20 protein-coding genes are annotated in these 19,749 nt (G+C 68.2%); 16 read left to right on the top strand and 4 right to left on the bottom strand.

What is annotated here, in order from left to right; genetic code table 11:
• The first annotated feature begins 12 nt into the window (after window positions 1-12).
• The 15 genes from MRB47_RS16295 to MRB47_RS16225 all read left to right on the top strand — a co-directional run bounded on the left by MRB47_RS16295 (window position 13) and on the right by MRB47_RS16225 (window position 14,471).
• Complete coding sequence (locus MRB47_RS16295) at window positions 13-1,020, top strand: Tim44 domain-containing protein (RefSeq protein WP_252101210.1); 1,008 nt, start codon at window positions 13-15, stop codon at window positions 1,018-1,020.
• Window positions 1,021-1,100: 80 nt separating this feature from the next.
• On the top strand, window positions 1,101-1,679 hold the full coding sequence (locus MRB47_RS16290) for a hypothetical protein (protein ID WP_252101209.1): 579 nt from the start codon (window positions 1,101-1,103) through the stop codon (window positions 1,677-1,679).
• Window positions 1,676-3,241 carry a ubiquinone biosynthesis regulatory protein kinase UbiB gene (gene ubiB / locus MRB47_RS16285; RefSeq protein ID WP_088887519.1) on the top strand — a complete coding sequence of 522 codons (1,566 nt, stop codon included), beginning with the start codon at window positions 1,676-1,678 and terminating at the stop codon, window positions 3,239-3,241. Before MRB47_RS16290 ends, ubiB begins: the two co-directional genes overlap by 4 nt.
• 35 nt (window positions 3,242-3,276) lie before the next feature.
• Window positions 3,277-4,728, top strand: a complete 1,452-nt coding sequence (locus tag MRB47_RS16280) for a sodium:solute symporter family protein (RefSeq protein ID WP_012655779.1) — start codon at window positions 3,277-3,279, stop codon at window positions 4,726-4,728.
• A 75-nt stretch (window positions 4,729-4,803) separates the two neighbouring features.
• Window positions 4,804-5,076 carry an FmdB family zinc ribbon protein gene (locus MRB47_RS16275; RefSeq protein ID WP_012655780.1) on the top strand — a complete coding sequence of 91 codons (273 nt, stop codon included), beginning with the start codon at window positions 4,804-4,806 and terminating at the stop codon, window positions 5,074-5,076.
• A gap of 15 nt (window positions 5,077-5,091) precedes the next feature.
• The gene (locus MRB47_RS16270; RefSeq protein ID WP_011804317.1) at window positions 5,092-5,715 is read left to right on the top strand and encodes a DUF502 domain-containing protein; all 624 of its coding nucleotides are present in this window, start codon (window positions 5,092-5,094) and stop codon (window positions 5,713-5,715) included.
• Window positions 5,716-5,807: 92 nt separating this feature from the next.
• Entirely contained in the window at window positions 5,808-7,619 is a 1,812-nt protein-coding gene (gene aspS / locus MRB47_RS16265; protein ID WP_135148778.1) for an aspartate--tRNA ligase, read from the top strand.
• Between the two features lie 96 nt (window positions 7,620-7,715).
• Entirely contained in the window at window positions 7,716-8,519 is an 804-nt protein-coding gene (locus MRB47_RS16260; RefSeq protein WP_252101208.1) for a CsgG/HfaB family protein, read from the top strand.
• A 28-nt stretch (window positions 8,520-8,547) separates the two neighbouring features.
• Window positions 8,548-9,000 (top strand): dihydroneopterin triphosphate diphosphatase, encoded by a 453-nt coding sequence (gene nudB, locus MRB47_RS16255; RefSeq protein ID WP_103737776.1) that lies wholly within the window; start codon window positions 8,548-8,550, stop codon window positions 8,998-9,000.
• Entirely contained in the window at window positions 8,997-9,764 is a 768-nt protein-coding gene (locus MRB47_RS16250) for an endonuclease/exonuclease/phosphatase family protein (protein WP_011804321.1), read from the top strand. The genes nudB and MRB47_RS16250 overlap by 4 nt, the downstream gene beginning before the upstream one ends.
• A gap of 4 nt (window positions 9,765-9,768) precedes the next feature.
• A complete protein-coding gene (clsB, locus tag MRB47_RS16245; protein ID WP_252101207.1) occupies window positions 9,769-10,998 on the top strand; it encodes a cardiolipin synthase ClsB in 1,230 nt (409 codons plus the stop codon).
• Window positions 10,999-11,125: 127 nt separating this feature from the next.
• Window positions 11,126-11,851: a GTP cyclohydrolase I gene (gene folE, locus MRB47_RS16240; RefSeq protein ID WP_011804323.1), complete on the top strand. Its 726-nt coding sequence runs from the start codon at window positions 11,126-11,128 to the stop codon at window positions 11,849-11,851.
• Window positions 11,852-11,854: 3 nt separating this feature from the next.
• A complete protein-coding gene (locus MRB47_RS16235) occupies window positions 11,855-12,277 on the top strand; it encodes a BLUF domain-containing protein (RefSeq protein ID WP_011804324.1) in 423 nt (140 codons plus the stop codon).
• A 220-nt stretch (window positions 12,278-12,497) separates the two neighbouring features.
• Complete coding sequence (locus MRB47_RS16230; RefSeq protein WP_012655785.1) at window positions 12,498-13,379, top strand: EamA family transporter; 882 nt, start codon at window positions 12,498-12,500, stop codon at window positions 13,377-13,379.
• A 273-nt stretch (window positions 13,380-13,652) separates the two neighbouring features.
• Window positions 13,653-14,471 (top strand): DUF429 domain-containing protein, encoded by an 819-nt coding sequence (locus tag MRB47_RS16225; protein ID WP_252101206.1) that lies wholly within the window; start codon window positions 13,653-13,655, stop codon window positions 14,469-14,471.
• On the opposite strand, the gene MRB47_RS16220 is transcribed toward MRB47_RS16225, so the two are convergent.
• Both MRB47_RS16220 and MRB47_RS16215 read right to left on the bottom strand, forming a co-directional pair.
• A complete protein-coding gene (locus tag MRB47_RS16220) occupies window positions 14,461-15,147 on the bottom strand; it encodes a hypothetical protein (protein ID WP_252101205.1) in 687 nt (228 codons plus the stop codon). The genes MRB47_RS16225 and MRB47_RS16220 overlap by 11 nt on opposite strands.
• 75 nt (window positions 15,148-15,222) lie before the next feature.
• A complete protein-coding gene (locus MRB47_RS16215) occupies window positions 15,223-15,834 on the bottom strand; it encodes a hypothetical protein (protein ID WP_252101204.1) in 612 nt (203 codons plus the stop codon).
• 129 nt (window positions 15,835-15,963) lie between these two features.
• Between MRB47_RS16215 and MRB47_RS16210 the strand changes: the two genes are divergently transcribed.
• Complete coding sequence (locus MRB47_RS16210) at window positions 15,964-16,620, top strand: LysE family translocator (RefSeq protein ID WP_252101203.1); 657 nt, start codon at window positions 15,964-15,966, stop codon at window positions 16,618-16,620.
• 66 nt (window positions 16,621-16,686) lie between these two features.
• Here the strand turns inward: MRB47_RS16210 and MRB47_RS16205 are convergent, their stop codons facing one another.
• Window positions 16,687-18,090 (bottom strand): amidase, encoded by a 1,404-nt coding sequence (locus MRB47_RS16205; RefSeq protein ID WP_252101202.1) that lies wholly within the window; start codon window positions 18,088-18,090, stop codon window positions 16,687-16,689.
• 103 nt (window positions 18,091-18,193) lie between these two features.
• Window positions 18,194-19,684 carry an ABC transporter substrate-binding protein gene (locus MRB47_RS16200; RefSeq protein WP_088887509.1) on the bottom strand — a complete coding sequence of 497 codons (1,491 nt, stop codon included), beginning with the start codon at window positions 19,682-19,684 and terminating at the stop codon, window positions 18,194-18,196.
• Window positions 19,685-19,749 lie beyond the last annotated feature (65 nt).

Here is a 19,749-nt window from a genome sequence, read left to right as displayed (position 1 = left end):
TTCGGAGAAGCCATGATGAAACTGTGGTCAGTGGTCTTGGTCGCCATGTTGGCGGTCGTGCATCTGGATGCGGATGCGCGCCGTCTCGGGGGCGGCAAATCCATCGGCAAGCAGTCCAGCAACGTGACCCAGCGCGACGCTGCGACGCCCCCCGCCGCTCCTGCTGCACCCACGCAGAATGCGACGACGAGTACCGCTGCGGCCAAGCCCGCCGCGGCGCCCAATACCGCCGCAGCTGCCCCCAGGAAGCCCTGGGGCGCCATGCTGGGCGGCCTGGCCGCGGGCCTGGGCCTGGCCTGGCTGGCCAGCTCGCTGGGCCTGGGCGCAGAGTTCGGCCAGTTCCTGCTGATCGCCCTGCTGGCACTGGTGGTCATGGTGGTGGTCGGCATGGTCATGCGTGCGCGCAAATCCGCAGGTGCGCCGGTGAACGCATCGCCCTTCGCCTTCCAGGGCGCGGGTTCCGCGCCCGCTGCAGATGCGCGCATGCCGCGCCAGTACAGCCCGGACAAGGTGGGTAACGACGCGTCCGCCCGCCCGTGGGAGCGCGGCGGCATGGCCTTCCAGGCGCCGGCCGCTGCCGCTACCGGCGGGATCATCGGCTCGGCGCTGTCGGGTTCGCAGAACTGGGGCGTGCCGGCCGGCTTCGACACCGAAGGCTTCCTGTCGGCCGCCAAGCGCAACTTCACTACGCTGCAGGCCGCCTGGGACCGCTCGGACGTCGCCACGCTGCGCTCCATGATGACCGACAGCATGGTTGACGAGGTCCGCACGCAGCTCAACGAGCGCGAATCGCACCGCGGCGGCGCCGAGCCCAACCACACCGACGTGGTCATGCTGGAGGCGCAGCTGCTGGGCATCGAGGACCTGGGCGATGGCTACATGGCCAGCGTGGAGTTCTCCGGAATGATCCGCGAGGAGCCTTCGGCCGGCCCGAGCCCGTTCCGCGAGGTCTGGAACATGACCAAGCCCAAGAACGGCGCCAGCGGCTGGCTGGTCGCGGGCGTGCAGGCGCTGCAGTAAGCATGGCGCCGCTGGAACCGGGCGGCGCACGGCGAAAAAGCCTGCTGCGCTGCGCCCAGTTCGGGGAATAATCGGGGACTATGGCAACACGGTCCCCTTTTTCTTTCCTGGACGGGCTCTTCGAACGCGTCATGTCTGGCCCCCTGCCGCCCGCGTGGCTGGTGCATGAGATGCAGCACCGAACGGTGCTGTTCCTCAACCATGTGCTGATGCAGGAGCGGGAAGCCATGGACCGTCTGGCACGCCAGCGCGGCCGCGTCGCGCGCGTGCAGTGGCGCATCTTCTCGATGGCGCTGCAGGTGACGCCCGCCGGGCTGTTCGATCTCGCGCCCGCAGAGGCCGTGGCCGACCTCCGGCTGGAAGTGTCCGAGACCTCCCCGCTGTCGCTGGCCGGCAGTGCGCTGCGCGGCGACAAGCCCACCATCCGCATCGAAGGCGACGTGCAGTTCGCGGCCGAGATCAATTGGCTGGTGGACCATGTGCGCTGGGATGTCGAGGAAGACATGGCGCGCGTGATCGGCGATGCCCCGGCCCGCGCTGTGGCATCCGTCGTGGGACGCGCCGTGCAGGCGTTGCGCAGCTTCGTGGGCGCACGCGTGCCCGGCGGCCAGGCGCCCGCGCCCGCAGCGGGCGAGTTGCCGGATCGCTCCCCGCCATGAGCCGCTTTGCCCGCGGCATCACTATCGTCTGGGTGGTGCTGCGCTATGGACTCGACGAACTGGTGCTGTCGACCTTCCGGCAGCCGTGGCTGCGCGCCGTCACGCGGGTCATCACCTTCGGCCGCAAGCTGGACGCGCCGCGCGGCCAGCGGCTGCGCGAGGCCTTGGAGAGCCTGGGTCCGATTTTCGTGAAGTTCGGGCAGGTCCTGTCCACGCGCCGCGACCTCATGCCGCCGGACATTGCGGACGAGCTGGCGCTGCTGCAGGATCGCGTGCCGCCGTTCGACCCTGATGTGGCGATCGCCACCATCGAGCGCGCATTTCGCCGCCCGATCGGCGAGGTGTTCGTCTCGTTCGACCGGCAGCCCGTGGCCAGCGCGTCCATCGCGCAGGTGCACTTCGCGGTGATCCGTGACCGCCAAGGGCACGCGCGTGAAGTCGCCGTGAAGGTGCTGCGCCCCGGCATGCTGCCGGTGATCGACAAGGATTTGGCGCTCATGCGCATGATGGCCGGGTGGGTGGAAAGCCTGTCCGCCGACGGCAAGCGCCTCAAGCCCCGCGAGGTCGTGGCCGAGTTCGACAACTACCTGCACGACGAACTCGACCTGGTGCGCGAGGCGGCCAACGCGGCGCAGCTGCGCCGCAACATGCAGGGGCTGGACCTGGTGCTCATCCCGGAGGTGTTCTGGGATTTCTGCCATGCCGAAGTGTTGGTGATGGAGCGCATGAAGGGCGTGCCCATCAACCAGGTGGATCGCCTGCGCAGCGCGGGCGTGGACATTCCCAAGCTGGCCCGCGACGGCGTGACCATCTTCTTCACCCAGGTGTTCCGCGACGGGTTCTTTCATGCCGACATGCATCCCGGCAACATCCAGGTGAGCCTGGCGCCCGAGACCTTCGGCCGCTACATCTCGCTGGACTTTGGCATCGTCGGGACGCTGACCGAGTTCGACAAGGAATACCTTGCGCAGAACTTCACGGCTTTTTTCAGGCGCGACTACAAGCGCGTGGCCGAACTGCACATCGAAAGCGGTTGGGTTCCCGCCCATACCCGCGTGAACGAACTGGAAGCCGCTATCCGCACCGTGTGCGAGCCGTATTTCGACCGGCCGCTCAAGGAAATCTCTTTGGGCATGGTGCTGCTGCGGCTGTTCCAGACCTCGCGGCGCTTCCAGGTGGAGATCCAGCCACAGCTGGTGCTGCTGCAAAAAACCTTGCTCAACATCGAAGGGCTGGGCCGGCAGTTGGACCCCGACCTGGACCTGTGGAGCACGGCCAAGCCCTTCCTGGAGAAGTGGATGCTCGATCAGCTGGGTCCCCAACGCCTGTGGCGCGAGCTGCGTGCCGAGGCGCCGCACTACGCCAAGATCCTGCCCGACCTGCCACGCCTGCTCCACGACTTCCTGCGCCAGCGGCCCCATGACAACCGGGGCGATCTGCAGGAACTGCTGGCCACCCAGAAGCGCACCAACCGGCTGCTGCAAAGCATCATCTATGGCGGCCTGGGCTTCGTGCTGGGGCTGCTGGTCATGCAGCTCTTCGTGCGCGTGCGCATCTTCTAACTTCCTTCCCTCTCTCATTCCTCAGGAGTACCAGCGTGTTGCTCTTCATGGTGATTGCCTACCTGTTTGTCACCATCGGCATTGGCTTGTGGGCTGCCCAACGGGTGAAGAACACGGCTGATTTCGCGATTGCCGGACGCCACCTGCCCATGTACATGATCATCACCACCACGTTCGCCACGTGGTTCGGCTCCGAGATCGTGCTGGGCGTGCCCGCCAAGTTCATTGAAGGGGGGCTCAAGGCCGTGGTGGAAGACCCGTTCGGCGCCGGCATGTGCTTGATTCTGGTGGGATTGTTCTTCGCGGCCAAGCTCTACCGCATGACGCTGCTGACCATCAGCGACTACTACCGCGAGCGCTACGGCCGCGCAGTGGAGGTGATCTGCTCGCTCATCATCATGCTCAGCTACCTGGGCTGGGTGTCGGCGCAGGTCACGGCGCTGGGGCTGGTGTTCAACCTGCTGTCCGGCGGTGCGGTGAGCATCCCCATGGGCATGGCCATCGGCGTGCTGTCCATCCTGGTCTACACGCTGTGGGGTGGCATGTGGTCGGTGGCGGTGACCGATTTCATCCAGATGATCATCCTGGTGGTCGGCTTGGTGGTGCTGGCCTGGTTCGCCAGCGACATGGCGGGGGGCGCGGGCAAGGTGATCGAGCTGGCCACCAGCCGCGACCTGTTCCAGTTCTGGCCCGAACCCACCTGGCACGAGATCATCTTCTTCTTCGGTGCCGCCATCACCATGATGCTGGGCTCCATCCCGCAGCAGGATGTGTTCCAGCGCGTCATGTCGGCCAATACCGAGCGTGCCGCCACGCATGGCACGGTGATCGGTGGTACGGCCTACATCTTCTTCGCCTTCGTGCCCATGTTCCTCGTGGCTAGCGCGCTGCTGATCATGCCGCAGGAGACGGCCGAACTGCTCAAGGATGACCCGCAGAAGGTGCTGCCCACACTGGTGATGGACAAGATGCCGCTCGTCATGCAGGTGCTGTTCTTCGGTGCGCTACTGTCGGCCATCAAGTCCTGCGCCTCGGCCACACTGCTGGCGCCCAGCGTCACCTTCACCGAGAACATCTGGCGGCAGTTCCGCCCTGAAAAGATCAGCGACCGCGAGAACCTGCTGGCCATGCGCATCAGTGTGCTGGTGTTCGCGGTGGGTGTGCTGGCCTATTCCATCAAGATGGAAGGCACGCCCATTTACGAGCTGGTGTCCAGCGCCTACCAAGTGCCGCTGGTGGGGGCGTTCGTGCCGCTGGTATTCGGCCTGTATTGGAAGCGTGCCAACACGCAAGGCGCGCTGTGCGCGGTGGCGCTGGGCATTGGCGTGTGGCTGGTGTTCATGGTCACCCCCGCGCTGCATGAGGCGTTCCCCCAGCAACTCGCCGGCCTGCTGGCCGCCATGGTCGGCATGGTGGCCGGTTCGCTTGCACCGCAGGTGGTGCGCAATTCGCATGCGCCGCACCACCGGGTGGTGGGGGTGGAGTGACGCACGGGCGCGCGGTGCGGCCTGGGGTGCATGCCTATAATTGAAGGTTTTGCACATTCTTCGCACTTCTTCGTAATGCCTATTTACGCCTATCGATGCGGTTCCTGCGGCCATGCCAAGGACGTGCTGCAAAAAATCTCCGACGCGCCGCTCACCGTCTGCCCGTCCTGCGGTGCGCCGGCTTTTTCCAAGCAGCTGACGGCCGCGGGCTTTCAACTCAAGGGCACGGGCTGGTATGCCACCGATTTCAGCGGCCGTGCCAGTGCGCCTGCTGCGGCATCGGACGCTCCTAAAACAGAAGCTGCCAGCGCTGCTCCGGCAAGCGCTACGGCCACTTCTGACTCCTAACCTCGGATAACTCGCATGGCTGCCTTGCGCAAGTGGCTGTTCACGGGTCTGCTGGTCATCGTGCCCGGCGTCATCACCGCATGGGTGTTGAGCTGGATCGTGAGCACCCTGGATCAGACCCTCGCCATCCTGCCGGGCTCCTGGCAGCCGGACAAACTGCTGGGCTTTCACATCCCGGGCTTCGGGGTGCTGCTCACGCTCAGCATCCTGCTGGTGGTGGGGGCCTTGGCGAGCAACTTTGCGGGGCGCAAGCTGGTGGAGTGGGGCGACCGTCTGGTCAGCCGCATTCCCGTGGTGCGTTCGATCTACTCCAGTGTCAAGCAGGTTTCCGACACGCTGTTCTCTGAAAGCGGCAACGCCTTTCGCACCGCCGTGCTGGTGCAGTGGCCGCGCGAGGGGGTGTGGACGGTGGCCTTCATCACCGGCGCGCCCAGCGGCGAGGTGGCGGCTTACCTGCGTGACGAGTATGTGAGCGTCTACGTGCCCACCACGCCCAATCCCACGGGCGGGTACTTCGTGCTCATGCGCAGGAGCGACTGCATCGAGCTGGACATGAGCATCGATGCGGCCCTCAAGTACATTGTGTCGATGGGGGTGGTGTCGCCACCCGACCCCGTTGCCACGGAACCCGCTCCATAAGAAAACCGTCGTCGCCCGCCCGTGCCTGTGCGCCGAGTGGGTGGAAAGAACAACCATCGTCGCGTCCCACGAGGACGCAGGAAGACTGATCCATGGCCATGCGCTCCCACTACTGCGGTCTTGTGACCGAAGCCCTCCTGGGCCAAACCGTCACCCTGTCGGGCTGGGTGAACCGTCGCCGCGACCATGGCGGCGTGATCTTCATCGACCTGCGCGACCGCGAAGGCTATGTGCAGGTGGTCTGCGACCCTGATCGTCCCGAGATGTTCAAGGTGGCCGAGGACGTCCGCAACGAGTTCTGCGTGCAGGTCAAGGGTTTGGTGCGCGCGCGCCCCGAAGGCACGACCAACGACAGCCTCAAGAGCGGCAAGATCGAGGTGCTGTGCCAGGAGCTCAACGTCCTGAACCCGTCCGTGACGCCGCCCTTCCAGATGGACGACGACAACCTGTCGGAAACCACGCGCCTCACGCACCGCGTGATGGACCTGCGCCGCCCGTACATGCAGCGCAACATGATGCTGCGCTACAAGACGGCCATCCAGGTGCGTAACTTCCTGGACAAGGAAGGCTTCATCGACATCGAAACGCCCGTGCTGGGCAAGAGCACGCCCGAGGGAGCGCGCGACTACCTCGTGCCCAGCCGCGTGCACGACGGTCAGTTCTTCGCTCTGCCGCAGTCGCCCCAGCTCTACAAGCAGATGCTGATGGTGGCCGGCTACGACCGCTACTACCAGATCACCAAGTGCTTCCGCGACGAGGATCTGCGCGCCGACCGCCAGCCCGAGTTCACGCAGATCGACTGCGAGACCTCGTTCCTGAACGAGGAAGAGATCCGCGCCATCTTCCAGCGCATGATCAAGGAAGTGTTCCAGCAGCAACTGGGCGTGGACCTGGGTGAATTCCCCACCATGACCTACCAGGAAGCAGCGCACCGCTTCGGCTCCGACAAGCCCGACCTGCGCGTGAAGCTCGAATTCACCGAGCTGACCGACGTCATGAAGGACGTGGACTTCAAGGTCTTCTCCGGCGCCGCCAACATGAAGGGCGGCCGTGTGGTGGCCCTGCGCGTGCCCGGTGGCGCCCGTGAAGAGGGCGGCCTGTCGCGCGGTGAGATTGACGGCTATACCGAGTTCGTGAAGATCTATGGCGCCAAGGGTCTGGCCTACATCAAGGTCAACGACAAGGCCAAGGGCCGTGACGGCCTGCAGTCGCCCATCGTCAAGAACATCCATGACGCCGCACTGGCCGAAGTGCTCCAGCGCACGGGCGCGCAGGACGGCGACCTGCTGTTCTTTGGCGCCGACAAGGAAAAGATCGTCAACGACGCCATCGGCGCACTGCGCCTGAAGGTCGGCCACAGCGAATTCGGCAAGAAGAATGGTCTGTTCGAGAACCGCTGGGCGCCGCTGTGGGTGGTGGACTTTCCCATGTTCGAGCATGACGAGGAAGAAGACCGCTGGGTGGCCGTGCACCACCCCTTCACGTCGCCGAAGGACGGCCATGAGAACCTCATGGACACCGACCCCGGCAAGTGCATTGCGAAGGCCTACGACATGGTGCTGAACGGGTGGGAGCTGGGCGGCGGCTCGGTGCGTATCCACCGCGCTGATGTGCAGGCCAAGGTGTTTGCGGCGCTCAATATCGGCCCGGAAGACCAGCGCGCCAAGTTCGGCTACCTGCTGGACGCGTTGCAGTACGGCGCGCCTCCGCACGGCGGCCTGGCCTTCGGCCTGGACCGCCTGATCACGCTGATGACGGGAGCCGAGTCCATCCGCGACGTGATCGCCTTCCCCAAGACCCAGCGCGCCCAGGATCTGCTGACCCAGGCCCCTTCGCCTGTGGACGAAAAGCAGCTGCGCGAACTGCACATCCGCCTGCGCAACCCGCTGCCTGCAGCCCACTGAGGGGCGCGCGGGCTCCGACACCTAAGCGGCAGGCGCGTTCACGTGCCTGCCGTTTTTGTTTGCCATAACGTGTCCACAAGCTCTTGGAGGGAGACCATGCGCATGCTGTTCCGACGGCTGTCCCATACCGGTTTGCTGCTGTGCGTGGCGCTGGGGGTATCGGCTTGCGGCGAGAAGAAAACCGAGCTGGGCGAAGGCGGTTCGGTGGTCACTGGCTCGGCCGGGCCCCAGGGCCCGCGCAACGCCGCGCGCGAGCTGCTGCGCTGCGACAGCCCGGTGGCCACCGTGGCGCTGGCCGAGAGTCCCCACGGCTATGCCACGGGTGGTTACAACCTGCCCACCTCGCCCGTGCCGCTGATCAAGCTCATGGTGCAACAAAGCGGCTGCTTTCGCGTGATGGATCGTGGCGCGGGGCTGCGTGGTACGGTACAGGAGAGCGAATTGCGTGAATCCGGCGTGCTGCGCCCCAACTCGACCGTGGCCAAGGGGCGCGGCTATGAGGCGCAGTACACGCTCACTCCCAGCCTGACCTTCAGCGAAAGCGATGCCGGGCGCGGCCTGGCGGGCATCATGGGCATGATTCCGGTGCTGCGCGACCTGGCCGGCCTGATCGGCCTGGCCGAGCAGGTGAAGTTCAAGGAGGCGCAGACGGCGCTACTGCTGTCGGACAACGAAACCACCGAACAGGTGGCTGCCGCCACGGGCGCGGCCCGCACCACCGATCTGGGCATCGGCGGCATCATGATCGGGCGGCTGGGGGGCGCATCCGGGGCAGGTTGGAGCAACACCAACGAAGCCAAGGTGGTTGCCGCTGCCTTCCTGGATACGCACAACGCCCTGGTGGAGCAGGTGCGGGCGCTGCAAGCCAAGCCCTTGCCGCCGCCGGTGCCGGTCCGCTAGCGCAGCGCGCATGCACAGGGACGGCGCCATGTACAAAATTCCCGAATCCGTGCTGGTGGTGGTGCACACGCCTGCGCTGGACGTGCTGCTGCTGCGCCGTGCCGACTCGGCCGAAGATTTCTGGCAATCGGTCACCGGCAGCAAGGATTTTGCGGGCGAGGACTGGGCCGTCACCGCCGCGCGCGAGGCGGCGGAGGAAACCGGCATCCAGGCCGCCGCTGCGGGCTGCGCGCTGCGCGACTGGGGCATGGAGAACATCTACACCATCTACCCGCAATGGCGGCACCGCTACGCGCCGGGTGTCTGCCTGAATACCGAGCGTGTCTTCGGCCTGTGCGTGCCGGCGCAGACGCCAGTGGCCTTGAATCCGCGCGAACACACGGCATATGCTTGGATGGGCTGGCGCGAAGCCGCGGACCGCTGCTACTCGCCTTCCAATGCCGAGGCCATACTCTGGCTGCCACGATTCGTTGGACGATGACCGCAACACCGATCGAACTGCCTGCCGAGCATTCCGGCATCCTGCGCGTAGCGACCTATAACATCCACAAGGGTGTGCAGGGGCTGGGCCCCGCGCGCCGGCTGGAGATCCACAATCTGGGCCTGGCGGTCGAGCAGCTCGATGCAGACATCGTCTGCCTGCAGGAGGTGCGCAGGATGAACCGCAAGGAGGCCAGCTACTTCGAGCGTTGGCCCCATGTGCCGCAGGCCGAGTACCTGGCCCCCGAAGGTTACGAAGCCATCTACCGCACCAATGCCTTCACGCGCCACGGAGAGCACGGCAACGCGCTGCTCACGCGCTGGCCGGTGATCGGCCACCAGCACGAGGACATCTCCGACCATCGCTTCGAGCAGCGCGGCCTGCTGCATGTGGAGGTGGAGATACAGGGCCGCCGGGTGCATGCCATCGTGGTGCACCTGGGCCTGGTGCCCGGCAGCCGCATCCGCCAGGTGGCGCAGCTGCAGCGCTTCATCGCGCGCGAGGTGCCCGAGGATGCCCCGCTGGTCGTTGCGGGCGACTTCAACGACTGGGGGCTGCAGATCAAGCGCATGCTTGCGGGCTTCGGGCTCTTCGAGTACGACGATGCGCCCCAGGCCTTCACCTACCCCGCCCGCCTGCCCATGGTGCAGCTGGACCATGTGTACGTGCGGGGCCTCACCCCGCTGGGGCTGCAGGTGCCACGTGGGCGGATCTGGTGGCGCATGTCGGACCATTTGCCGCTGATCGCAGAGTTCAAGCTCTGACTCCATGGTCGCCCCCACGCGCGCGCACGCTACCGGCCGAGACCACCAGATCCAGCTGCTGCAGGGCACGCAGGAGTTGTTCCCGGCGCTGATCGCCGAGATGGATGCGGCGCTGTCCGATATCCAGTTCGAGACCTACATCTTTGACTGCACTGGCGCGGGCGCCGACGTGGCCGAGGCGCTGATGCGCGCAGCCCGGCGCGGCGTGCGCGTGCACCTGGCGCTGGACGGCGTGGGCACGGGGCGGCTGCCCGAGCCCTGGCGCACCCGCATGGTGCAGGCCGGCGTGCACGTGCAGGTGTATTCGCCGCTCGGCCCGCTGGGCCTGCTGCTGCCGATGCGCTGGCGCCGGCTGCACCGCAAGCTGTGCGTGGTGGATGGCTGCGTGCTGTACTGCGGCGGCATCAACGTGCTGGACGACTACCACGACCCCAACCACGGCGCGCTCACCGCGCCGCGCTTTGACTTTGCCGTGCGCGCCGAGGGCAGCCTGGTGCAGCAGGCCAGCGAGACCATGGAGCAACTGTGGTGGCGCATGCGCGCGGTGCGCGACGTACGCCAGCGCCGCCTGTCGCTGGCGCTGGCCGACCTGCGCGCCGCCAGCGCCGCACGCCTGGCGGCGCGGCGCGCCGAGAGCCGTGCGCGGGGCATGCGCGCCGAGCTGGTGCTGCGCGACAACGTGCGCAACCGTGCACGCATCGAGCGCGCCTACCTGCGCGCCATTGCCCGCGCGCGGCATGAGGTCATCATCGCCAACGCCTACTTCGTGCCCGGTGGCAAGCTGCGCCGCGCGCTGGTGCTGGCGGCGCGGCGCGGCGTGCGCGTACAGCTGCTGCTGCAGGGGCGGTACGAATACTTCATGCAATACCACGCAGCGCGGCCGGTGTACGGCACGCTGCTGGCGGCGGGCGTGGAGATTCATGAATACGCGCCCAGCTTCCTGCACGCCAAGGTGGCGGTGATCGACGCGGACAGCCGCCGCGCCTGGGCCACGGTGGGCTCGTCCAACCTGGACCCGCTGTCGCTGCTGCTGGCGCGCGAGGCCAATGTGATCGTGCGCGACGCCCCCTTTGCCCAGGACCTGCGCAAGCGGCTGCGCCACGCCATGGCCCACGAGGGCCGCCAGCTTGACCCGCAGCGCTACGCCGAACGCCCCTGGCGCGAGCGCGCGCTGGACCGCATCGCCTTCGGCATCATGCGCGCGGCCCTGTGGGTGACGGGCAACCGCTACTGAATGCCGCGCCCCTGCCGGTGGGAAAATATTGCTATTGTTTAGATAGCTGCTAGCGCTTGCCCCATAAGCGCTAGAGGCATAAAAGGCTTATAAAGCCTGGATCGGCATTCGCTGGTACCATGCCGCCATGTCTTCAGAACCCCCAGCACCCCTGAGCGGCGCTGCGCCCGACGAGGGCACGCCCGTCTCCGTCAAGATTCGCGAACGGCTGAACGCGGCGCGCCGGCGCTTCCATGCCAACGACAACATCGCGGAGTTCATCCAGCCCGGCGAGCTGGAGCGCCTGCTGGACGAGGTCGAGGCCAAGATGCAGGGCGTCCTCGACAGCATGGTCATCGACACAGCGGGCGACCACAACACGCAGGCCACGGCGCGCCGGGTGGCCAAGATGTACCTCAACGAGGTCTTCAAGGGCCGCTACGTGCAGCCGCCGGCGATCACCGAGTTTCCCAACGCCGAGCACCTGAACGAGCTGATGATCGTCGGCCCCGTCACCGTGCGCAGCGCCTGCAGCCACCACTTCTGCCCGGTGATCGGCAAGATCTGGATTGGCGTGCTGCCCAACGAGCACACCAACGTGATCGGCCTGTCCAAGTACGCGCGCCTCGTGGACTGGGTCATGGGGCGTCCCCAGATCCAGGAGGAGGCCGTGGTGCAGCTGGCCGACCTCATCATGGAAAAGACCCAGCCCGACGGGCTGGCCATCGTCATGGAGGCCAGCCACTTCTGCATGTCCTGGCGCGGTGTGCGCGAGATGGACAGCAAGATGATCAACTCGGTGATGCGCGGGGTGTTCCTCACCAACCCCACGCTGCGCCGCGAATTCCTGGCCCTCATTCCCCGAAGGAGCTGACCCATGCTGGTCCGTCTTCTCTACGTCAGCCGCGCCGTCGATACCTCGTCCGAGGCCATCGAGGCCATCCTCACCCAGTCGCGCCAGCACAACCCCGCCAGTGGCATCACGGGCGTGCTGTGCTACGGCGGCGGCATCTTCCTGCAGGCCATCGAAGGCGGGCGCTCGGCCGTCAGCGACCTGTACGGCCACATCCAGCGCGACCCGCGCCACAAGGACGTGGAATTGCTGGCCTTCGAGGAAATCACCGAGCGCCGCTTTGGCGGCTGGACCATGGGCCAGGTCAACCTGACCAAGCTCAACCACTCCATCGTGCTCAAGTATTCCGAGCGGCCCGAGTTCGACCCCTATGCAGCCTCGGGCAAGGTGTCGTTCGCGCTGCTCGAAGAACTCATGGCCACGGCCAGCATCATCGGCCGGGCCTGAGGGTGGACCGCCCCCTGAGCGGCTTGCGCCGCTGTCCCCGACTCCCGCGCGACGTGCGGGACGGGGGCGCCGTCAGTATGGCGGGGCGGTGGGGCCGGTCCAGGCGCTTGCCGGGCGGCTCCCGTCTGGCGCATGCCGGTGCCGCCGTGGCGCACTGATGCCGCCGACCACCTCCTGAACGCCGCAGCCGGCCGCGAGGCGCTGCGGCGGCGGGCCCTTCATGTCGCTCAACGCCTTCGCACTCATCCTCCTCGCCGGCCTGATCCACGCCGGCTGGAACATCGCCGCCAAGAAGGCCGGCGGCGATGCGCGTTTCGCCTTCTTCACCTCGGTGCTCATGATGCTGGTGTGGGCACCGCTGGGCTGGTGGCTTGGGCGCGACGCCGTGCCGCTGTGGGGCGCGCGCGAGTGGGCCATCGTGGCCCTGAGCGGCGTGCTGCACGTGCTGTACTACGTGATCCTGCTGCGCGGCTACCGCAAGGCCGACCTCACCGTGGTCTACCCCCTGGCGCGGGGCACGGGGCCGCTGCTGACCGCGCTGGTGGCCGTCACGCTGCTGGGCGAGCGGCTGTCCGCCTGGGGCGTGCTGGGCATCGTGGCGGTGGTGGGCGGCGTCTTCCTGATTGCGGGCGGCCCCGGGCTGTTGCGCGCGGCGCACGACCCCCAGGCGCGCCTGCGTGTGCGCGCGGGCCTGCGCTATGGCGTGCTGACCGGCATCTTCATCGCCAGCTATACCGTGGTGGACGGCTACGCCGTCAAGGCCATGCTGCTGTCGCCCGTGCTGGTGGACTACATGGGCAACTTCGTGCGCGTGGCAGTGCTCGCCCCCGTGGCCCTGCGCAACCGCGCCGAGACGGCGCGCCTGTGGGCCGGGCAGTGGCGCTTTGCGCTGCTGGTGGCCGTGGTGAGCCCGATCGCCTACGTGCTGGTGCTGTTTGCCATGCAGGAGGCGCCCATGGCCCACGTGGCGCCGGCGCGCGAGGTCTCCATGCTGTTCGCGGCGCTCATCGGCGGGCACCTGCTGGACGAGGGCGACCGCGCCGCGCGCTTGGCGGGGGCGCTGCTGATTGCCGCCGGCGTGGTGGCGCTGGCGCTGGGCTAGGGACTGTTCACACTGTTTTTGCCAGATGCGTTGCGATCAAAAGGGGCCAGGCGCAAGGCGCCAAACGAAGCTGGGGTGTGACCCCAGCGCGGCTTGGCAACGCCGCGAATGTCCCGTTTTGATCGCAACCCGAAGGGACCGGAGTGAGAACCGCGCCACGCGTCCTTGCCCTCCTAGCCAAGGCCCCGGCCTTGGCGTCGTCACGCGCCTAGATTGGCGCGGTTTTCACGCCCTTCGCACTGGCAAAAATAGTGTGAACAGGCTCTGGCTGCAATGCTGCTGGTAGGGTGCGATTTTTCCAGCAGTCCCAGTCGGCGCAAGCCCATCGTGCTGGCGCTGGGCGCGCTGCAGGGCGGCAGCGTGGTGCTGCAAGACCTGCAGCCGCTGGATACGCTCGCCGCCTTCGGCCGATGGCTGGCCGCGCCGCGCGCATGGGTGGGCGGCTTCGATCTGCCCTTCGGCCTGCCCCGCGAACTGCTCACCGGACTCGGCTGGCCGCTCGAATGGGCGACCAGCATCGCGCACTACCGCGGCCTCACGCGCGCGCAAGTGCGTGAAACCTTTGCCGCGTTCTGCGCCGCGCGCCCTGCCGGCGCCAAGCTGGCCCACCGCGCCACGGACCGTCCCGCGGGCTCCAGCCCGTCGATGAAATGGGTGAACCCACCCGTGGCCTACATGCTGCATGCGGGCGTGCCGCTGCTGCTGGAGGCCGGCGTGCACCTGCCTGGCCTGCATGCCGGGGACCCGCGGCGCGTGGCGCTGGAGGCCTACCCCGGCCTGCTGGCGCGCGAGCTGATCGGGCGGTGCAGCTACAAGAGCGACGCGCGTGCGCGCCAGACGGCCGACCGGCACGCGGCGCGCACGGAACTGCTGCGCCGCCTGGAGTGCGGCGACACCCGCCTGGGCCTGCGCCTGACAGTGGATGCCGCGCAGCGCACGGCACTGCTGGACGATGGTAGCGGCGACCGCCTGGATGCGGTGCTGTGCCTGCTGCAGGCCGCATGGGCATGGCGCTGCCGGCAGCAGGGCGACCTGCGCTACGGCCTGCCGCCCGACATGGACCCGCTGGAGGGCTGGATCGTCACGGCGTAACGTCTGGTGGAGCAGGTGCCGCGTCCAGCTCCACCCAGCCTGCGCCGCATTGCACATGCGCGCCGCCATGCCGCGCCAGGCAGAGCAGCGCAGCGGCATCCAGTGGCGGGACTGGCTGGGAGGCGAATGCCGCCAGGCCGGCGTCCGCCTGTCCGTCCGCCTGCACCCGCAGGCCGCTGCGGCCTTGCACGGCCTGCAGCGTGATGCGTGCGGGAGGCGGGGAGCCCGTTTCCGCCAGGTGATAGAGGGCGCCCAGCAGCAGGCACAGGGTGGTGTGTGCCGCGACGGGCGTCTCGGGCAACGGGCCGGGCGTTTGCAGGTCGGTGCCGCGCATGGCCAGCAGCGGCCGGGCCAGCTGAACCGCCTGGGCGGCCACGGCCGCCAGGGGCTGAGCGCTGTCCTGCGCGGGCAGGTCCCAATGGCGCAGGCGCTTGGCACTGTCGGCCAGGCGGGTCAGGTGGCCTTCGAACTGCTCCACCCGCTCCACTGCCTGTGCGGGCGGCAACTCGCCCGTACCGAGCCGGCGTTTGAGCACGGTGGCCGCCATGCGCATGGCCGACAGCGGCCCCGCCAGGTCGTGCCGCACGGCGGGCATGGTGCGCGCAAGGATGGCGCTTTGCACGCCCAGCGCCATCCAGGCCTGGACGGGATCGTTGTCGGTGGGGAGGGTATTCATGGGCTGGCTGATTGGAACCGGGCGCCGGCGCCGGCAGGGTAGGACGGGGGCGCGAGTTGCCGCGCCCGTCGCGCTTCAGCGCGCGGGGCCGGTCAGGGCGAGGTAGGCGGCGCGCGTTTCCGGCGAAACCGCAGCCACTAGCTGGGCGTGCGGCGTCTGGTGGCGCGCCAGCGTGCGGGCCGATGCCACGGTCTTGGACTTGCAGAACCAGTGGCAGGTGTGCTGCATCAGCAGCAGCTCGGCCGTCATGGTGAAGGCCTTGTCGCGCGGCGACAGGCCGGCGTCGTTGCGTGCCACGCGGGCGATGCCGCGCGCGTGCACGTCAATGGCCTCGCGCATGTCGAAGGTGGCGGCGGGCAGCAACTGCGTGGCAAACGGCAGGCCCAGCGCCAGGCGGCTCGCGCGCGCCAGCGGTGCGGGCACGCGGCGGAAGTCCGCCGCAAAGCGCTCAAACTGTTCGCTCAACTGTGCCTCGCTGCTGGCCAGCAGGTTCAGCACCTGCTGGCGGCGCTCGGGATCCTGTTCGCCCATGGCGCGCAGGTAGCCCTGGGTCAGTGTCTCCATGAGCCGTTCGATCTGGTAGGGCTGCAGATGCTGCGCCAGCAGCACGATGCGCCGGCGCTGCTGCTGGGTGTTGAGCATGTAGGCGCCGGTGGCCGCGAGGGCCACCACGAATAAAAGGTCCATGGCAGACAAGTCCGTGAAAAGCGGGCGAAACCGTCGATTGTCGTGCCTGCGCACGCGGGCGCCGTGTGCGCGGTGCAGAATGGTGCGCCGCCGCTCCGGCGGTTCTCCGTCCCACCCTCAGACCGTCCCATGCCTTCGATCGAAACCCTTGTCGCGTTCTTTGGTGTTTCCGTGCTGCTGGCGCTTACGCCGGGGCCCGACAACCTGTTCGTGCTGCTGCAGTCGGCCCAGCGCGGCTGGCGCGCGGGCATGTGCGTGGTGCTGGGGCTGTGCCTGGGGCTGGTGGGGCACACCACGGCCGTGGCGCTGGGACTGGCGGCCGTGTTTGCCGCGTCGGCCGTGGCGTTCACGGTGCTCAAGTTCTGCGGCGCCGCCTATTTGGCCTATCTGGCCTGGGGGGCGTTGCGGGCGCCGGCCAGCGTGCCCGAGGAGGCGCCCGCCACGGGCGCGGCGATGGCGCCGGGCTCCCGCGTGCCCGGTGGTGCACTGCGCATGGTGGGGCGCGGTGTGGTGATGAACCTGACCAACCCCAAGGTGCTGATCTTCTTCCTGGCCTTCCTGCCGCAGTTTGCCGACCCCGCGCGCGGCGGCATGGCGCGGCAGATCCTGGTGCTGGGGGTGGTGTTCATGCTGGCCACGTTCCTGGTGTTCGGGGCCATCGCATGCTTCAGCGGGGCGTTCGGCGCGCTGCTGCAGCGCTCGGCGCGCGCGCAGCGCATGCTCAACCGCGTGGCGGGCCTGGTGTTCCTGGGCTTGGCCGTGCGGCTGGCCACAGCCGAGCGCTGATACTCCACTTTTTATAGCTGCTAGCGCTTGTCTATCAAGCGCTGGAGGCCATTTTGGCTTGTGCCTTCAAGGCGCGGGCGGCGCGGGCCAGGGCCGCTGCGCGCCGCGCAACTGCTCGAAGGCGTGGGCCAGTTGCAGTACGCCCAGGTCGTCAAAGCGCTGTCCGGCAATCTGCAGCCCGATGGGCAGGCCGCTGGCGCTGTAGCCGCAGTTGACCGACGCGGCCGGCTGCTCCGACATGTTGAACGGCACGGTGAAGGCAATGTGCTCCAGCGGCCGCAGCGGGTCGTCGGTGGGCGAGGGCAGCTCGGCCGCGAAGGCGGTGATGGGCGCCACGGGCGAAAGCACGTAGTCGTACCCCGCGCAGGCGCGCACCGTGGCTACGCGCGTGGCGTGGGACTGCTGGCTGGCCTCGTACACCTGGGCCGCGTTGAGCGTGGCGGCGCTATCCGCCCAGGTGCGGATGTAGGGCAGCACCTTGCCCCGCTGCTCGACGGTGAGCGTGCGCATGTCCATGTGCGAGCGCATGCGCCAGAAGTGGTCCATGCCGTCCAGCATGGCGCGCGTGAGGAACGGCTCCATGGGCTCGACGATGGCGCCCGCGTCGGCCAGGCGCTGCGCGGCGGCCTGCACGGCGGCGCGCACCTCGGGATCGGTAGCCAGGCCGCAGCCCGCGTCCAGCAGCAGCCCCAGGCGCAGGCCGCGCAGGCGCTGCACGCCGGGTGCAAGCTGCCGCCAGTCGATGGGCTGTGCTGGCAGGCTCATGCTGTCGCGCGCGTCGGGCTGCGACAGCACCTGCATCATCAGCGCGGCGTCCTCCACGCCGCGCGTCATGGGGCCGGCCGCGCGGCCGGTGTAGGGCGGATCGATGGGAATGCGGCCCAGGCTGGGCTTGAGCGTGAAGATGCCGCACCAGCTGGCCGGCAGGCGCAGCGAGCCGCCGATGTCCGTGCCCACGTGCAGCGGCCCGTAGCCGGCCGCTGCCGCCGCGCCCGCGCCGGCGCTGGAGCCGCCCGGGCCCTTGGACAGGTCCCAGGGGTTGCGCGCCAGCGGATGAAAGCTCGACAGCCCCGAGGACAGCATGCCGTAGTCGGGCATGGTGGTCTTGGCCAGCAGTACGGCGCCCGCCTCGCGCAGACGGGCCGCAGGCGGTGCGTCGGCCGCGGCGGGCACCAGGGGGAGCGCCGCGGTGCCCAGCGGTGTGGGATCGCCCTGCGTGGCGATGTTGTCCTTGAGGGTGGCGGGCACGCCGTCCAGCGGGCCGCAGGGGGCGCCGCGCAGCCAGCGGGCCTCGCTCTGGCGGGCCTGGGCCAGCGCAGCCTCGGGGCGCAGCAGGTAGGTGGCCTGCAGGTGGGGCTCCCACCGCGCGACATGGCTGAGCACGTCGAGCAACGCGTCCACCGGAGAGATCTGGCGGCTGCGGTAGCCGGCGAGCAGTTCGCTGGCGGACAGCTCGTGCAATTGCGTCATGGCGATCCTTGTGTCATCGCGGAGGCGGTGTGGAGAGAACGGCTGTTCCACCCGGGCGGAAGTGGCCGTGCCGAGGGGGCTGGCGCTACCACGCGCCAGCTCCTTATGCCCAGTGCAATGCCGACAGGTCGTTGACGAACACCGGCATGTCCTTCCACAGACCGCGCAATTGCTTGTGGGCCACGGTGACCCATTGCGGCTGGTACAGGAAGGCGTGCACCGCGTCCTCGGCCAGCAGGCGCTGCGCGTCGCCCAGCAGGCGGGCGCGGTCGGCGGGGCGCGCGGCGTTCTGGATCTTCTCGTACAGCGCGTCGAACTGTTCGGAGTGGTAGCCCCAGTAGTAGTCCGGCTTGGCGAAATTGCCCAGGTCGAAAGGCTCCACGTGCGAGATCAGCGTCAGGTCGTAGTTCTTGTTGCCGTAGGTGCCGCTGAGCCATTGGGCCCACTCCACGTTCTGCAGCTTGGCAACGATGCCCACCTTGGCGAGCTGTGAGGCAATCAGCTCTCCGCCCTGGCGTGCGTAGGGCGCCGGCGGCAGCGTCATGGTGAGGGTGAGGGGTGTCTTCACGCCGGCCTCGGCCAGCAGGCGCTTGGCCTTCTCCACGTCATGCGGGTTGATGCCCGTGGTGTCCACGTAGCCGAAGGCGCCGGGCACGTAGTGGCTGCCGATGGGCACGCCCAGGCCGTCGGCCGCGCCCTGGATGATGGCCTTGCGGTCGATCGCGGCGGCGATGGCGCGGCGCACGCGCACGTCGTTCAAGGGCTTGCGCGCGTTATTGATCGCGAGGATGGTCTTGGCGCGCGAGCCGCTCACCACTACCTGAAAGCGCGGGTTGTTCTTGAACTGCGCCATGCTGCGCGGCGTGACGCGCGGGAAGGCGTCCACGTCGCCCGCCAGCAGCGCGGCCACCTGCGCCGCCGCATCGGGAATGAAGCGGAACGTGGCGCGGCGGATGCGGATGCTGGACGGCTGGCGCCACCCCGGCCATGCGGCCAGCGTGATGGAGGCGCCGCGGCTCCAGCCGGCGAGCTTGTAGGGCCCCGTGCCCACAGGCTTGGTGGCGTTGGTGGCGGCGCTCTTGGGTTCCACGATGATGGCCGTGGCCTGGCCCAGCACGAACAGCAGGTCGGGGTCGATGTCCTTGTTGAGCACCACCACGGTGTACTCGTCCACCGCCTGCGTGCTCAGGTTGGCAAAGCTGCGCTTGTCCTTGTTGGTGCTCTTGTCGCCGCCCGCGCGGTCGAAGGAGAACTTCACGGCCGCGGCATTGAGCGGCTCGCCGTTGTGAAACGTGACGCCCTTGCGCAGGCGGAAGGTGTAGGTCTTGAGGTCGGGCGAGACCTCCCAGCTCTCGGCCAGCAGCGGCGAGACGCTGCCGTCCGGGTTGATCTTGGTGAGCGTCTCGTAAATGTTGTAGAGCGTGACCTCGGCAATCGAGGACGCCGCGCCGGCCGTGGGGTCCAGCCCCGGCGGCTCCAGGGCCAGGGCCAGGGTCACGGCGTCCTTCTTGCCCTGCGCCAGCGCGTGCAGCGGCGTGGCCAGCGCGGCGGTGGCCAGGGCGCCGGAGGCGAGGGCGGTGCGGCGGGTGAACATGGGCGGGATCTCCTTGGACGGGTGGAATGCGTGCGGCGGGCTGTGCTCTGCTTTTTACTACAGGG

Source organism: Diaphorobacter sp. LI3 (genome assembly GCF_022807955.1).
Lineage (GTDB): Bacteria > Pseudomonadota > Gammaproteobacteria > Burkholderiales > Burkholderiaceae_C > Diaphorobacter > Diaphorobacter nitroreducens.
The sequence above is the reverse complement of the archived record's forward strand: the minus strand, read 5'-3'. Positions and strand labels throughout refer to the sequence as shown.